The 15,219-nt window shown below is 62.7% G+C and carries 17 protein-coding genes; 8 read left to right on the top strand and 9 right to left on the bottom strand.

Annotated elements, in window-relative coordinates; all coding sequences use genetic code 11:
• Window positions 1–44 precede the first annotated feature (44 nt).
• Entirely contained in the window at window positions 45–1,685 is a 1,641-nt protein-coding gene (locus NTA49_RS15620; RefSeq protein WP_258295738.1) for an ABC transporter substrate-binding protein, read from the top strand.
• Between the two features lie 45 nt (window positions 1,686–1,730).
• Here the strand turns inward: NTA49_RS15620 and NTA49_RS15625 are convergent, their stop codons facing one another.
• From NTA49_RS15625 to NTA49_RS15645, 5 genes are all read right to left on the bottom strand, one after another.
• Entirely contained in the window at window positions 1,731–2,444 is a 714-nt protein-coding gene (locus NTA49_RS15625) for an alpha/beta fold hydrolase (protein ID WP_258295739.1), read from the bottom strand.
• Between the two features lie 106 nt (window positions 2,445–2,550).
• Window positions 2,551–3,165, bottom strand: a complete 615-nt coding sequence (locus NTA49_RS15630) for a hypothetical protein (protein ID WP_261368366.1) — start codon at window positions 3,163–3,165, stop codon at window positions 2,551–2,553.
• 17 nt (window positions 3,166–3,182) lie between these two features.
• Complete coding sequence (locus NTA49_RS15635; protein ID WP_261368367.1) at window positions 3,183–3,611, bottom strand: VOC family protein; 429 nt, start codon at window positions 3,609–3,611, stop codon at window positions 3,183–3,185.
• A complete protein-coding gene (locus tag NTA49_RS15640; protein WP_258295742.1) occupies window positions 3,611–4,603 on the bottom strand; it encodes an alpha/beta hydrolase in 993 nt (330 codons plus the stop codon). The genes NTA49_RS15635 and NTA49_RS15640 overlap by 1 nt, the downstream gene beginning before the upstream one ends.
• Entirely contained in the window at window positions 4,600–5,355 is a 756-nt protein-coding gene (locus tag NTA49_RS15645) for an alpha/beta fold hydrolase (RefSeq protein WP_258295743.1), read from the bottom strand. The genes NTA49_RS15640 and NTA49_RS15645 overlap by 4 nt, the downstream gene beginning before the upstream one ends.
• A gap of 178 nt (window positions 5,356–5,533) precedes the next feature.
• Between NTA49_RS15645 and NTA49_RS15650 the strand changes: the two genes are divergently transcribed.
• From NTA49_RS15650 to NTA49_RS15675, 6 genes are all read left to right on the top strand, one after another.
• Window positions 5,534–6,685, top strand: coding sequence for an MFS transporter (locus NTA49_RS15650; protein WP_258295744.1), 1,152 nt, complete (start codon window positions 5,534–5,536; stop codon window positions 6,683–6,685).
• Between the two features lie 89 nt (window positions 6,686–6,774).
• A complete protein-coding gene (thrS, locus tag NTA49_RS15655; protein ID WP_258295745.1) occupies window positions 6,775–8,757 on the top strand; it encodes a threonine--tRNA ligase in 1,983 nt (660 codons plus the stop codon).
• Between the two features lie 261 nt (window positions 8,758–9,018).
• Window positions 9,019–9,321: a BufA1 family periplasmic bufferin-type metallophore gene (locus NTA49_RS15660; protein ID WP_258295746.1), complete on the top strand. Its 303-nt coding sequence runs from the start codon at window positions 9,019–9,021 to the stop codon at window positions 9,319–9,321.
• A gap of 78 nt (window positions 9,322–9,399) precedes the next feature.
• Window positions 9,400–10,251: an MNIO family bufferin maturase gene (gene bufB / locus NTA49_RS15665; protein ID WP_258295747.1), complete on the top strand. Its 852-nt coding sequence runs from the start codon at window positions 9,400–9,402 to the stop codon at window positions 10,249–10,251.
• Complete coding sequence (locus NTA49_RS15670) at window positions 10,248–10,997, top strand: HvfC/BufC N-terminal domain-containing protein (protein ID WP_258295748.1); 750 nt, start codon at window positions 10,248–10,250, stop codon at window positions 10,995–10,997. The genes bufB and NTA49_RS15670 overlap by 4 nt, the downstream gene beginning before the upstream one ends.
• Window positions 10,994–11,575 carry a DoxX family protein gene (locus NTA49_RS15675; protein WP_258295749.1) on the top strand — a complete coding sequence of 194 codons (582 nt, stop codon included), beginning with the start codon at window positions 10,994–10,996 and terminating at the stop codon, window positions 11,573–11,575. Before NTA49_RS15670 ends, NTA49_RS15675 begins: the two co-directional genes overlap by 4 nt.
• On the opposite strand, the gene NTA49_RS15680 is transcribed toward NTA49_RS15675, so the two are convergent.
• Window positions 11,524–11,844: an arsenate reductase family protein gene (locus NTA49_RS15680; protein WP_258295750.1), complete on the bottom strand. Its 321-nt coding sequence runs from the start codon at window positions 11,842–11,844 to the stop codon at window positions 11,524–11,526. The two genes, NTA49_RS15675 and NTA49_RS15680, sit on opposite strands and share 52 nt — an antisense overlap.
• 187 nt (window positions 11,845–12,031) lie before the next feature.
• Here NTA49_RS15680 and NTA49_RS15685 point away from each other — a divergent pair, with 187 nt between their 5' ends.
• Window positions 12,032–12,238, top strand: a complete 207-nt coding sequence (locus NTA49_RS15685) for a cold-shock protein (protein WP_258295751.1) — start codon at window positions 12,032–12,034, stop codon at window positions 12,236–12,238.
• Between the two features lie 70 nt (window positions 12,239–12,308).
• Here the strand turns inward: NTA49_RS15685 and NTA49_RS15690 are convergent, their stop codons facing one another.
• From NTA49_RS15690 to thyX, 3 genes are all read right to left on the bottom strand, one after another.
• Window positions 12,309–12,584, bottom strand: coding sequence for a hypothetical protein (locus NTA49_RS15690; RefSeq protein ID WP_258295752.1), 276 nt, complete (start codon window positions 12,582–12,584; stop codon window positions 12,309–12,311).
• 739 nt (window positions 12,585–13,323) lie between these two features.
• A complete protein-coding gene (locus NTA49_RS15695; protein WP_258295753.1) occupies window positions 13,324–14,169 on the bottom strand; it encodes a hypothetical protein in 846 nt (281 codons plus the stop codon).
• Between the two features lie 122 nt (window positions 14,170–14,291).
• On the bottom strand, window positions 14,292–15,206 hold the full coding sequence (thyX, locus tag NTA49_RS15700) for an FAD-dependent thymidylate synthase (RefSeq protein ID WP_258295754.1): 915 nt from the start codon (window positions 15,204–15,206) through the stop codon (window positions 14,292–14,294).
• Between the last annotated feature and the right edge of the window lie 13 nt (window positions 15,207–15,219).

A 15,219-nucleotide genomic window follows, 5' to 3' on the forward strand; every position in this document is an offset into this window, starting at 1 on the left:
AGCCCGGTCGCTTTTGGCTTCTCACAAGAACAGATGAGAATTTCATGACATTTTCCAAAACCGTTCACCCCGCCGCGCGCAACTACGCTGATGAGGTCGCCGCAGGCACACTGTCGCGACGTGAATTCATGTCGCGCGCAACCGCACTTGGCGTCAGCGCCACAGCAGCTTACGGCCTGCTCGGCCTTGCACAGCCGGTGCGCGCCGCAGCCCACGCCCAGTCGGGCGGCATGCTGCGCATCGAATCCACGGTCAAGGCGCTGAAAGATCCGCGCACCTATGACTGGCCGCAGATGTCCAACTATACCCGCGGCTATCTCGAGTATCTGGTCGAGTATCAGGAAGACGGCACATTCCAACCCGCCCTGCTGGAAAGCTGGGAGGTCAACGACGACGCCACCGAGTACACGCTCAAGATCCGCCCCGGCGTGACCTGGAGCAACGGCGATGTGTTCACCGCCGAGGACGTGGCGTTCAACATCTCGCGCTGGTGCGAAAAGGGCGTCGAAGGCAATTCGATGGCCTCGCGCATGTCGTCGCTGGTCGACGATGAAACCGGCATGGCCCGCGACGGAGCCATCACGGTCGTCGATGACGCCACCGTGCGCCTGTCCCCGGCACAGCCCGACATCACGCTGATCGCGGGTTTCTCGGACTATCCGGCTGCGATTGTACACCAGTCGTTCAACGGCGATCCCTTGGACAATCCGATTGGCACCGGCCCTTACCTGCCCGGCGATTTCGAAGTCGGCGTCAAGGCTGTCCTGATCAAGAACGAGGATCACACCTGGTGGGGCGAAGGCGCCTATCTGGACCGGATCGAATATCTGGACTTTGGCACTGATCAGGCCAGCATCGTGGCCGCCGTGGACGCGGACGAAGTGGACATGGTCTACGAATCCATCGGCGAGTTCATCCAGATTTTCGACTCGATCGGCTGGGAGAAATCCGAAGCGGTCACCGCCAACACCGTCGTGATCCGTGCCAACCAGGAGGCTGAAATCAACGGCATGAAGCCATATGCGGACGCCCGTGTGCGCCGGGCGCTGGCGATGGCCATCGACAATTCGGTGCTGCTGGAACTGGGCTTTTCCAACAACGGCCTTGTCGCGGAAAACCACCACGTGTCGCCGCTGCACCCCGAATATGCCGAACTGCCCGCGCCCGTGTACGATCCCGCAGCTGCCAAGGCGCTGATGGAAGAGGCGGGCATGGGCGATTTCGAGCACGAGCTGATTTCCATCGACGACACATGGCGCAAGAACACCTCGGACGCGGCGGCTGCGATGCTGCGGGACGCAGGCATCAACGTGAAACGCACGATCCTGCCGGGTGCGACGTTCTGGAACGACTGGGTGAAATACCCGCTATCGACGACCGACTGGGCACAGCGTCCGCTTGGCGTTCAGGTTCTGGCACTGGCCTACCGTTCGGGCGAGGCGTGGAATGAAACCGCGTTCTCCAACGCCGAGTTCGACGGGCTGCTGGCGGATGCGCTGGCCATCGCCGATGCCGACCAGCGCCGCGAGGTCATGGCCAAGCTTGAGAAGATCATGCAGGACGAAGGCGTGGTCATCCAGCCCTACTGGCGCTCGATCTACCGCCACCACAAGCCCGGCGTCGTCGGTGCGGAAATGCACCCGACGTTCGAAATTCACGTGGCGAAACTGGGCTACGCTGCCTGAACCACGAACATCTGCCCGGCTCCCTTCGCGGGGGGCCGGTTCGGCCTAGCTGCGCAGCACCATCGGTTGCTTCATCCACGCCCGCAGCGCTGCGGTTGTCTGTTCGGGCTGTTCCAGCGGCGGCAAATGCCCTGCGTCTTCGATCACCACCAGTTTTGCATAATGGATCAGCTCCGCCATGAAGCTGTGATGTCGCGCCGGGGTCAGCAGATCATGCGCGCCGCACATCACCAGCGTCGGCACCCTGCATTTGCGCAGCGTGCTTTGCTGGTCCCGGCGGCGTTGCATCGCGCGGGACTGGCGCACGAAGACCTCTGCCCCCAGCGTCCGCGCCATCGACGCCACCGCCGACAGCACCGTTGCGCGGTGCGCACCCGGTGCCAGGGTTTCAGGCTTGAGATGCGTGCGCATCACCTCGTCCAGCCGCCCGGCGCGCGCGCCCACGATCAGTGCCTCGCGCGCGGCGGCGGTCTGGGGCGTGTCGGCCTGCGCATTGGTCGAGATCAGCGCGATGCGGCTGACGCGATCGGGGGCGCGGCGCAGGATTTCCATTCCGACCATCGCACCGAAGCCCAGACCCGCCAGCGCAAAGCGTTTGGGCAATTGGTCCAGCAGGTTCGACGCGATCTCCTCGATCCGCTCGCCTTGGGTCACCGGGGCAATGGTCACGCATATCTCGTTGGAAAAGGCGGCCATTTGCGCATCGTACAGCCTTGCGTCGCACATCATTCCGGGAATTAGAACCAGAGGTTCGGTCATGCCTGTCTCGCGCTTTCGTTGCTGCGTTTGCGCCGCAACATGTCGCATGCGCCTGCATGCTACAAGTGTTAACGCTGACATGGGCCAGCGGAAACCTGCTCCCGCCTCAGGGCAGCGAGAGCCCGCGAAAGGCTGGAAAATCCGCATAGCGAGCACGGCGCGTGGCCAGGTCTTCATCTGGCTCGGCGCCCGCGCGCAGCAGCATCCCCTTGGGTGCGATGTAGCTTGAGATCGTACGTAGCGGTGTGGGACGCCAGTCCAGGTTGAACGCACAAAGCTTGGGGAAGAACCAGATCGCGGAATAGGGCAGATGATCGTGCAGCCACCACGCCAGATCGCGCCAGTCGCGCCCCTGCGCGTAGCGGTCGGCAAACCACGGGATCACCAGTGAGGTGCCTGCGATGGCCGCAGGGCCCCCTGCCCGGTCCCAGATATGGCATTCGATGGGGTTGTCGTTGCGCGCGCAGTTCAGCCCGTTTTCGTTGCCAAAGCGGTTGAGCGCGGGCGACCGGTACCCCGACCGGATCGCCAGCCGCCCGAAGGTTTCGGTCAGCGGGTCCAGCAGTTTGACGCACAGCGCCCGGCCATTCGCGATTGCCAGATCGGGGTCGGTGGGCACATTTGGGATGCCGTGCAGGCTGCCGATTTCGGAATGGAGAAAATCGCGCATGAAAAAATGGCGCGACAGGCGCACGCGGCCCAAATCCTCCAGACCGCGCATGCTGCGGGGTTGGCGCATCAGACAGCGCCGTTCCACTGGAACGCGCCGTCCGGCCCCAGCGGTGCGGCAGGGTTGTGGGCGATTTCCCAGATGTGTCCCTCGGGGTCGGCGAAATAGCCGATGTGCCCGCCCCAGAACACGTCATGCGCGGGTTTCAGGATGCGCGCACCCGCCGCTTTGGCGCGGGCCATCAGGGGGGCCACTTCGTCTTTGTCGCGCACGTTATAGGCCAGGGTGATCGCCCCGTGCCCCAGCGCATCGAGCGGCAGACCCATGTCGCGTGCCAGATCCTCCAGCGGATAGAGCGCCAGCGTCTGCCCGATCAGATCAAAGGCTACGACGCCATCGGGGCTGTCCACCGCTCTCCAACCCAGTGCGGTGTAAAACGCGGTCTCTGCCGCGATATCGCGCACGCCGAGGGTAATCAGGCTGATCCGTTGGTCCATCATTCGATCTCTCTTATCCATCCCAATATGCCCGAGACTATCAGCTCCGTCTGGCTGGGCGACATGATTTCGCCCGCGACCACATGGGCGGCGGGGTCGTCGCCCTGTTGCAGATCGGGAAAGGCGCGTGTGGCGACCGTGCCCCAGCCTGCGCCCCATTGTCGGCGCACACGGTCGGTGGCTTGCGGGTCGACCACCTGATCGGCGTCGGAATACCAGAACAGGGCGGGCACCAGGAAATCATCATGCTCCAACGCGTTCACGGCCTTGACCAGCGCGCCCAGCGGCAGGGCCGCGACGGAGGGATAGCGGGTGGTCCAGTATCTTTCCTGTGCTGCGTTGCGCGGTGTGAAACCGATCGTATCGCCCGCGATCCAGGGCGCCCAGGTCCGCGCCAGCGGCCATGTCAGCACGGCGGCATAGGGGTTGTTGACCCCAAAGTTCGGCGACACCAGAACCACGCCCGCGACACGGTCCATGTGCGCAGGGCTGGCGACGGCGGCGGTGATCAGCGTGGCACCGGTCGAGGTGCCGATCAGGATCACCTTGTCGCCGACGGCCTGGGCTGCGGCCAAGCCTTCGGCCATATCGGCCATCCAGCCTGCAACGGACGCGGTGCCCATCGCCGCACTGTCGCGCCCGTGCCCTTGCAGGCGCGTGTAGACCAGATTTGCGCCCAAGGCGTCCGCGACGCGGTCGGGAACGGGGCGGATTTCTTCGGAGGTGGCGGAAAAGCCGTGCACATAGAGCACCGACCATTCGGTTTTCTGCTCGGACGCGCCGGCCCAGATGACACGTTTTTCAACGCCTTCGGTGATGTCGTCGAAACGTGCCTCGGTGCGGGCGAAATGGGCGGCGACGCCACCGTCGAACTGGCCCTTGTCGAAATACATGTCCAGCGGTGCAGGTTCGCGCGGGCCGAAGGCGACGATGAGCGCAAAGAGCGTCGCAAGCGCAACCAGAAACCACGCGCCTGCATCGCGCCACGTCACCCTGCCGCCCCGGCGATGACATCCATGACCGCCTGTTCGATCAGCGTCAGGCAAGGCCCGTCGGAAAAGCGGTGATCGGCGTCCTTGACCAGCAACAGCCGCATGTCGGGGCTGTCGGCGTGGTTCAGCAGATGCACGGCGGTTGCGGTGCTGACGGCGGTGTCGGCGGTGCCTTGCAGGCAGCGCACGGCAAAGGGCAGCGGCAGCGGATCGCGCAGCACCAGCCGGGTGCGCCCGTCGTCGATCATGCGTTTGGTGATGATGAAGGGCTCCATATAGTCCGAGGGCATCGCGATCTGCCCGTCGCGTTCCAGCGTCGCCTTCTGCGCGTCGGTGAAGTTGGCCCAATAGCCATCTTCGGTGAAATCCGGGGCGGCGGCAATGGTGACCAGCCCCGCGACCCGCTCGGGGTGGGCGCGGCAGAACAGCAGCGATTGCCAGCCGCCCATGGACGAGCCGACGGGGACGATCTTGCCCGTGGTCAGGGCCGTGATCGCGGCCGCAGTGTCCTCGGCCCAGTCGCCGATGCACCCTTCCTCGAAGGTGCCGCTGCTGAGGCCGTGGCCGGAATAGTCGAACCGCAGGAAGGCGCGGCCCTGCGCCTTGCACCACGCTTCGAGATGGACGGCCTTCGTGCCTTCCATGTCGGATTTGAGCCCGCCGAGGAAGACCACGCAGGGGCCGTCACCTGCGGTCAGATGATAGGCGATGCGGCGGCCCTGCGGCGTGTTCAGATACTGCGGATCGGGCATGAAATCTTCCTCAATTCAGGTCTGATGGCAGTCTGCGCAGGGAAGGCGGGGCGTTCAACTCGATTTTTGTCAAAGCGTCCGGGATATGGGAACGCCACGTCAGTTGGTCGCGGCCCCTGCGGGCCTTGCTCTTTCATCCGGTGCGGCCCAAAGCTGCCCTATGCAAGCGCCTCCCAAAATGTTGATCCCGGTCCTGACCCTGTCGAATTTCCTGATCGGTGTGGGCGCGTTCATCATCATCGGGATGCTCGAGCCGCTGGGTGCGGATCTGAGCGTGACCCCGGCGCAGGCGGGGCAATTGCTGACCGTCTACGCGATGTCCTATGCGGTGCTGTCGCCGATGCTGGTGGCGATGACGGGCCGGATCGGGCGGCGGCGGGTGATGGCGCTGGGGCTGTCGATGTTCGCGCTGGCGGCGCTGCTGTCGGCGCTGGCGCCCTCGATGCTGATGCTGGACGCGGCGCGCGTTCTGGCCGCTGCGGGTGCGGGGCTGTTCACGCCCGTAGCCGCCGCGACTGCTGCGGCGCTTTACCCGCCCGAACAGCGTGCACGGGTGCTGGCGATGGTGTTTTTCGGCTTCAGCGTGGCGCAGGTGCTGGGCGTGCCTGCGGGCAGCTACATCGCCTATACCTTTGGCTGGCGCTGGGGGTTCTGGAGCGTGGTGGCACTGGCCCTGCCCTGCATCTCGCTGATCTGGATATACGTGCCCGTCGGTCTGAAGTTCCAGCCCGTCACCTTGGGCGATCTGCGCAGCACACTGGGGAATTTCCGCATGATGTTCGCGGTGCTGTTCACCAGCACGTTTCTGGGCGCGACCTATATCCTGTTCACCTACATGGCACCGGTGCTGAGCGAAACGATGGGCTATGGCCGCGATGGCGTGACGCTAGTGCTGGCGGTGACGGGCGTGGGCGCGGTGATCGGCAATCTGGCCAGCGGCCTGCTGACCGACCGTCTGGGGTGGCTGCGCACGCTGGTGGCGCTGTGCCTCTGCCAGATCGTGCTGCTGCCGATGTTCTCGCTGCTGCCGATGGCCGATGCGGCGCTGATGGTGCTGACAGTGCTGTGGTCGATGACCGGCTGGGCGTTCATGGCAGCGCAGCAATCGCGGCTGGTCGGACTGGCTGGCGCGCAGGCGACCGTGGTTCTGGCGCTCAATGCCGCCGCGATCTATGTGGGGGCGGCTATAGGCTCGGCCATCGGTGGCTGGGTTCTGGCGCGCGCGGGCGTCACCGCACTGGGGATCGCGTCGGGCTGCGGTGTCGCCGTCGCACTGGCGCATCTGCTGCTGTCGGCACGAATGTCGCCAAAGCACGCCTCCGCCACTTGACGCCACGTGCCTGCCCCGCCAAAAGACCAGCACACATATAACCCGCAACCGGGCGTTCCGTGGGCGCCAAACTGACGAGGAGTGCCTTCATGGCCCAAGTCTCCCTTACCTTTCCCGATGGCAATGCACGCGACTACGAGGCCGGCATCACCGCCGCCGAAGTCGCGGAGAGCATCTCGAAATCCCTGGCCAAGAAGGCCATCAGCGCCAGCATCGACGGCCAGCACTGGGATCTGCAATGGCCGATCAATGCCGACGCGCAGATCGCCATTCACACCATGCAGGACGACGAGCAGGCCAACGAGCTGGTGCGCCACGATCTTGCGCACATCATGGCCCGCGCCGTGCAGGAAATCTGGCCCGACACAAAGGTGACCATCGGCCCCGTCATCAAGGACGGTTGGTATTACGATTTTGACCGCGCCGAGCCGTTCACGCCCGAAGATCTGGGCGAGATCGAGAAAAAGATGAAGGAAATCATCAACAAGCGCGATCCCGTCCGCACCGAGGTCTGGGACCGCGATGTTGCGATCAAGTATTACCAGGACCGCGATGAGCCCTATAAGGTCGAGCTGATCGAAGGCATTCCGGGTGACGAGCCCCTGCGCATGTACTGGCACGGCGACTGGCAGGATCTGTGCCGGGGTCCGCACCTGCAGCATACCGGACAGGTGCCCGGTGACGCGTTCAAGCTGATGTCGATCGCCGGTGCCTACTGGCGCGGTGACAGCAGCCGCCAGATGCTGCAACGCATCTACGGCGTGGCCTTTACCGGCAAGGAAAAGCTGCGTGCGCATCTGAACATGCTGGAGGAAGCGGCCAGGCGCGACCACCGCAAGCTGGGCCGCGAGATGGACCTGTTCCACATGCAAGAAGAGGCCCCCGGTCAGGTGTTCTGGCACCCCAACGGCTGGACCATCTACACCGAATTGCAGGACTACATGCGCCGCAAGCAGCGCGTCGGCGGTTACCGCGAGATCAACACGCCGCAGGTCGTGGACCGCAAGCTGTGGGAGGCGTCGGGGCACTGGGAGAAATACCAGCACCACATGTTCATCGTCGAAGTGGACGAGTCCCGCGACGGCGAGCATGATGACGCCGAGATCAAGAACAAGGCCGCGACGCGCATCAACGCGCTGAAACCGATGAACTGCCCCTGCCACGTGCAGGTGTTCAACCAGGGTCTGAAATCCTATCGTGATCTGCCGCTGCGGCTGGCCGAATTCGGGTCCTGCTCGCGGTTCGAGCCTTCGGGCGCGCTGCACGGCATCATGCGGGTGCGCGGCTTTACCCAGGACGACGCGCATATCTTCTGCACCGAGGACCAGATCGAAGAGGAATGCGCCCGTTTCATCGAGTTTCTGGCGGAAATCTATGCCGAGCTGGGCTTTCCCACCTTCGAGATCAAGTTCGCGACCCGTCCCGAAAAGCGGGTCGGCAGCGAGGAATCGTGGGACTATGTCGAGAACGCCCTTGAGGGCGCGATCCGCAAGACCGGGCGCACCTATACGCTGGAGGCGGGCGATGGCGCGTTCTATGGCCCCAAGCTGGACTTTTACCTGACCGATGCGATTGGCCGCGTGTGGCAATGCGGCACGTTCCAGGTGGACCCCAACCTGCCCGAGCGGCTGGGGGCGACTTATATTGCGCAGGACGGGGCCAAGGCGCGGCCCTTCATGCTGCACCGTGCGACGCTGGGCTCGTTCGAGCGGTTCATCGGCATTCTGATCGAGGAACACGCGGGCAAGCTGCCGTTCTGGCTGGCGCCGCGTCAGGTCGTCGTGGCCTCGATCATCTCGGATGCGGACGCCTATGTGCAGGAGGTCGTGGCCGCCCTGCAAGCGAAGGGCGTGCGCGCCGAGGCCGATCTGCGCAACGAAAAGATCAACTACAAGGTCCGCGAACATTCGGTCGGCAAGGTGCCGGTGATCCTGGCCGTGGGTGCCCGTGAAGTCGAGGAGCGCACGCTGTCGGTGCGGCGTCTGGGCGAGAAGCAGACGTCCGTGCAGTCGCTTGACGAGGTGCTGCAGACGCTTGCACTCGAGGCGACGGCGCCTGATTTGCGGGACTGACACATTCGGTGCGGCATCGGCGTCTTGCCCGCTGCCGCACCGCCCGGATTGTAACAAACTGATAGTTTCACGCGCGGTGGTGCAACGAAATCGTAATGAAAAAGTACGATCACCGACGATCTTTGCCCGTTGCAGTGGTATCCTCTGACACAGAAGTGATTCACGGCGTCGTGATGGCAGGATATGAAAAATGACCGCTAGGCTGAATGCAGGGCGAACAACGCCCGAGCCGAACCGAAACTTTGCTTAAGGGAGATTGAAATGTCCAAAACGATTAAAACCGCCGCCCTGATGGGGGCCGTCGCCGCCGCAATGGCCGCCCAGACCGGTGGCGTCAGCGCCGCGTCCAAGGAAAAATGCTATGGCATCTCGCTGGCCGGCGAAAATTCGTGCAAGGCGGGCGAAGGCACCACCTGCGCTGGCAGCTCGACCGTCGATTATCAGGGCAACGCCTGGACGCTGGTCGATGCGGGCACCTGCACCGAGATCGAATTGCCCGCAATGGCGGACGGCACCCCGCGGACCGGCTCGCTGGACGAGCTGAACCGCGACCGGCCTGCATAAGCCTCCCCCCGGTGGGGCTGTCGCATCGGGCCGCGGGCCCGGTGCATCCCCCCTGTCACGCGTGAAAGGCCAAAGCCGATGCTGGACACACGCCAGACGAACCCCGCGCTGCCCCGCGCGCCCGGTGTGGGCTTTAAGCCCGCGCATTTCGAGGGGCTGACATCCGACCCCGGCCCGGTGCGCTGGATCGAGGTACACGCCGAAAACTACATGGCCGATGGTGGCCGCCAGATTGCGCAACTGCGCGCCCTGTCTGAAGAATTCGCGGTGTCCGTCCACGGCGTGGGCCTGAGCATCGGCGGCGCGCAAGCGTTGGACACGGATCACCTCGCACGGCTGAAACACCTGTGCGACTGGGTGAAACCCGCCAGCTTTTCCGAGCATCTGGCCTGGTCCACCCATGGTGCTGCGTTCATGAACGACCTGCTGCCCCTGCCCTATACTGCTGGCACACTGGCCCATGTCGCCGCGCACATCACCGAGGTGCAGGACACGCTGGGCCGTCAGATGCTGCTGGAGAACCCGTCGAGCTATCTGGCGTTTGACGCGAGCACCTGGTCCGAGCCCGATTTTCTGGCCGAACTGGTCCGGCGCACCGGCTGTGGGCTGCTGCTGGACGTGAACAACGTGTTCATTTCGGCCACCAATCTGGGCACCAGCGCGCGAGAGTACATCGACGCCTATCCGCTGTCCGCCGTGGCCGAGTTGCACGTGGGCGGCCATGCCGAGGATGCGGACGAGCACGGCGCGCCCTTGCTGATCGACAGCCATGGCGCGCCGGTGACGGATGCGGTCTGGACCTTGCTGGGCGACGTTCTGGAGCGCACCGGACCGCTGCCCACGCTGGTGGAATGGGACAACGACGTGCCCGACTGGCCCACCCTGCGCGCCGAGGCTGCGCGCGCCGCCGATGCGCTGGCCATCGCATGAAAGCGTTTCACGGCGCACTTCTGGACCCTGCACTGAGCGCGCCCGAGGGCCTGCACGACGGGCGTGGCGGTGCGGCTGGCAAACGCTTTGACGTCTACCGCAACAACGTGATGCAATCGCTGACCGACGTGATGCGCGCGGGCTTTCCGGTGGTGCGCAAGCTGATCGGTGCGGCGAATTTCGACATCGTGGCGGGTGCGTTCATCCGCGCGCATCCGCCCACCCAGCCGATCATGCAGCGCTATGGCGACGGCTTTGACGCGTTTCTGGCTGCGGTTCCGCAACTGGCGTCTCTGGGCTATCTGGGGGACGTGGCGCGGTTGGAGCAAGCCCTGCGGGCGTCCTGTCACGCGGCGGATACCAGCCCGCTGGAAGCTGCGGCTCTGGCCGGGCTGACGCCTGCGCAACTGACACACACGCGGCTGGAGTTCGCCCCGGCGGTGCACCTGATCGCATCGGTCTGGCCGCTTTTTGATATCTGGCGGTTCAACAGCGAAGACGGCGCGCCCAAGCCGCAGCCCGTGGCGCAGCACGTGCTGGTCACGCGTGCAGGCTATGACCCCGCCCCGCATCCGCTGTCGCCCGCGCAGGGTGCCTGGATCGCGGCGCTTATGGCCGGGGCCAGCCTGGACGGCGCGCAGGATGCCGCCGCGCAGATTGACCCCGATTGCGATATCGCAACCCCCATGGCGCTTTTGTTCGCGCAGAACGCCGTGACGGGCATGGCATGGGAAGGTCAGACATGAGCCAGCTTTATACCCGCATGACCGCGACGCTGGACCGCGCCGACGGGCTGCTGCCGACGCTGGCGCGGCTGGTATTCGCGGGGGTTCTGCTGTTCTATTTCTGGGTCTCCGCGATGACCAAGCTTGGGGATGGTTTTGCGGGGCTGATCTGGCTGTCGGACACCGCCTATGTGCAGATGTTTCCCAAGGCGATGGAGGCAGCGGGCTATGACGCGTCGCAGCTTGGCGCAGGCTATTGGCTGGTCGCGGTTGCGGGCACCTGGGCCGAATTTCTGTTGCCGCTGATGATCGTGGTCGGCCTGCTGACGCGCATGAGCGCGCTTGGCATGATCGTTTTCGTGGGCGTGCAAAGCTACGTGGACATCTTCGGGCACGGCGTGAGTGCCGAGACGATCGGCACGTGGTTCGATCATCTGGCGGGTGGGGCGATTGCGGATCAGCGCGCGTTCTGGGTGCTGATCCTGTTGGTTCTGGTCGTCAAAGGCGCCGGGCCGATCAGCGTGGATGCGGCGATCCGGTCGGCTTTTCAGTCGGTTACGCCCAAGGCCGCGCGGGTGTCCGGGGTCCAGCCGAGGTAAATCGCGTCGCCATCCACGATCAGCGGGCGTTTCATCAGGGCCGGATGCGCGGCCAGCAGATCGGCCTGGGGTTGCGCGCGCGTGGCATCATCGAGGCCCCGCCAGGTGGTGCTGCGGGTGTTGAGCAATGCGTCGCCAAAGGTGGATTGTGCCTTGTTCATAATGCCTTGGGGCACGCCGTCTGCGCGCACGTCGACGAATTCCGCCTGCGGCAAAGCCTTGAGCGCCTTGCGGCAGGTGTCGCATGTTTTCAGTCCGTATATCTGCATTTTCAGGCTCCTTTTGCGTCCTGGATAGGAAATTCCCCGCGGAAATAGCAGGGGTTTTCTTGATTTTTTCCGGGGTTGATCAATCTTTAAAGGGGTGGCGGCCGAATATGGTTAATCGGGTGCTGCGCCAACGTCCCGTTGTTTAACTTAACGGGAGTGACTGTAAGGTAGAAGGAGGCACGGGATTATGCCAACGGGCACCGTGAAGTGGTTCAATACCACCAAAGGATACGGGTTCATCGCACCGGAAGATGGTGGCAGCGATGTATTCGTGCACATTTCAGCTGTTGAAAGATCGGGATTGACGGGACTGGCCGACAATCAGAAGGTCAGTTACGATTTGTCCGAAGGACGGGACGGACGGCAGATGGCTTCGGATCTGACGCTGCTCTGATCCGCGCAAAAGACAAGCGGCCCGACGCGATGTCGGGCCCTTTGACCGATGATACAGATCTGTCCGACACTCAGTCGAAGGTGCAGCCCTTGGTGCCGATCTGGCAATCATAGCTGCTTTTGTGCGTTTTCGGGCGGATGACAACATGTGTCATGACGGTCGTGTAGGGCACGGCGACGGTCGGTGTGCCGCAGCTGATGTCGCCCTCTATGGTGACCGGTTGCAGACCGGCAAGGCAATAGTTCTGGGCGCTGGGATAGGCATAGACCTGGGGCGTGTCGGCGGCCATTGCGGGCAGTGCGGTGCCCAAGGTCAATGCCAGTGATGCGGTTATAATAGATTTCATTTTGCTTAATTCCTCGCTGCGCGGGGGGCCCGCCAATGGGGTAAGTTTGGCGCTGCAGCCTGCGTCTGTCCAGAATTTTTTTGGGGATTTCCGGGGATCGTCCATGCGGCGTCCGGGGCGTTAACCACGGGATTTGCGGGGTTTGCGGGGCCTGCGCGGGTCCGCAATCGTGGGGTTCGGTACATATTCGGGGCGGTCTTGTACAAGATCGCGCCGGGGTTTCGGGGGCACATCGGGGGGTTTTGGCGGTGTGGTACATATTCGGGCGGAATGTGTACAGATTGAGGTTTCAGGGCCGGGACCCGCGCGGACAAGCGGTTAATCTGGCCGGATTTCTTGGGGGCTGGCGGGGTGTTTTTTTACGGCTCGGGTTCGGGCGGCGTGGCGGCGGAATTTGCGATCCTCTGCCGTTTCGGTGATCGCAAGCCGACGCGGGGACGTGCCCGCAGCTTTCGGCATTCGCGGGTGCCGTGCCCCTGCCCTCTCGGTGCTCGCAGGTCGGCAGATGTTGCTGCCACCAAGCCCGGAGTCGAGGTGCGTAGCACCGCCGGGCTGCGCCCGACCGCCCGTCACGCCGAAGGCGTGCTTTCAGCACGACGGGCGGGCGCTTCTTCACCGTTGTGTGTGTCTTCAGTGTCGGGCCAAGGCTGTGGGATCAAGTGGCATGAACGGAGGTTGGAGCGCCCACCCGCGGTCGGGCGCTGCCCTTGTCTAAAACTGCGTTTATATAGTTACTGGATCACTTAGCACTATTATCATTACTATCATTAAGTACGTCATCAGCGAAATTTCCTAGTTCGACGGCTTCAGTAAGCTCTTGCCACTCGGATTCACTAATCAATTCCGATAAAGTCACATTTACCTCATGATTCTCAGAAAGGTATCTCGAAAGTGCAATATGAATTTTCCTTCCAATGACCAAACCACTGTACACATCTTGACGGTAGTGGTTCTGGAAGTCGCGAACTTCATGGTAGTGACGAATATCCAATTCAGCATTTCCTGACATTTTACCGTCACTAAATTTCATGTCGTTGCCGGAGCGGATCAAATTTAGCATCAACGAAACTTCTCTGTCGTACTCATTGTAAACCCATCCAAAATTTCGCACAACAGAATCAAACACGTTCATCAAATTAAAGAGCTTAAAGTCGCCAAAGCTCAGTGGCAGAGACAAATCGACATCAGAAAATCCAGATGGCAAATCGTTTATTTTTAATGGCTTCATCAACCATTCGCGATCGTCAAATTTTATATTATCAAATGGCGACGTAGACTCTAAGTGACTTTTGCACTGGGCAAAGGTACTCATTGTCCGATTCATTCGCACCAATAGACTCTGCAAAACCGCTCGTTCTTTTTTCTGTTCTTCGGCCTCGACACGCTGGGCGGTCTGGTAAATAACCAACACTTGCCCGGTTACACCGATAAACCCCGCTATTAGCGCCCCTAAGACTGCGCCAAATAGAGTTGGATCATTCAAAATGATTTGTGAGTATTTTTCGGTCGCTAAAAAGGCCAACAGAGTAAATACTGAGCCCATGATAAGTCCTAAGGCAAATTTACCATCTTCCCTGATTTTCATAAATATCTACATCCATCTAAAACCGGTGTTCGCTGCTCTGGCCGACATCTCCTCTTCATGGCCGCGCCTTGCGGCGCGCCCGTTTTGAACTTGGAACGCTCCACTGGAGCGTTCCAACCCCGCTAGGCGGGGTCGTTCAAAACTCCCTCAAATTCCCGCCATTCCCCCTTGGACATTCCGGATGTCTCCTGCGTCACCTCTTCGCCCTTGAGCATGCGGCGGACGCACTCAAGACCCTTGGCGGAGAGTTGCGCGCCGCCCATGCGGTAGTCTTCGAAGGCGCCGTAGGCGGCGGGCACCCAGTCGGCGACGACTTTGGCGATGGCGTCGGCGTAGACGCGGATTTCGTATTGGGCGTGGGCGTCGGCGCGCAGGCGCAGGAAGTGGAAGAGGTTGTGCAGGTCAACCTTCCAGTACCATTGGGTGTAGATGTTGGCGGGCAGGTTCATGCGGGCCAGTTCGCGGGCAAGGCCGGACTGGCCGTCTTCGGAAATCATCTGCTCGTAGTGGTCATAGGCGCGGTTGCTGTCGGCCTTGAGGATGTCGAGGACGCGGGCGGCCTCTTCGCCTTCCAGCAGGGCTCCGCGGCCCTGGTTGTTGACCACGGATTGCGCGTTGAGGTGGTCGGGCGCGGGAATGTAGAATTCGCGGTCGAGGATCGAATAGCGGGCCGAGTATTCGTTGACGTTGGCGGTGCGGTGGCGGATCCACTGGCGGGCGACGAAGACGGGCAGTTTGACGTGCAGCTTGATCTCGCACATCTCGAAGGGGGTCGAGTGCCAGTGGCGCATCAGGTAGCGGATCAGGCCCTCGTCGTTCTGGACGGATTTGGTGCCCCGGCCATAGGACACGCGGGCGGCCTGGCAGATCGCGCTGTCGTCGCCCATGTAGTCGATGACGCGGACAAAGCCGTGGTCGAGCACGTCGTGGGCGCGGTAGAGATGTTGTTCGATGCCCGGTGCGGTCGCGCGCAGGGTCTGCTGGGGGGCGTCGCGCAGGGCGTCGACTTCGGCTTGTTGGTCGGGGCTGAGAGGCATTGCGCGAATCCTT

Source organism: Pseudosulfitobacter koreensis, assembly GCF_024733015.1.
Lineage (GTDB): Bacteria > Pseudomonadota > Alphaproteobacteria > Rhodobacterales > Rhodobacteraceae > Pseudosulfitobacter > Pseudosulfitobacter koreensis.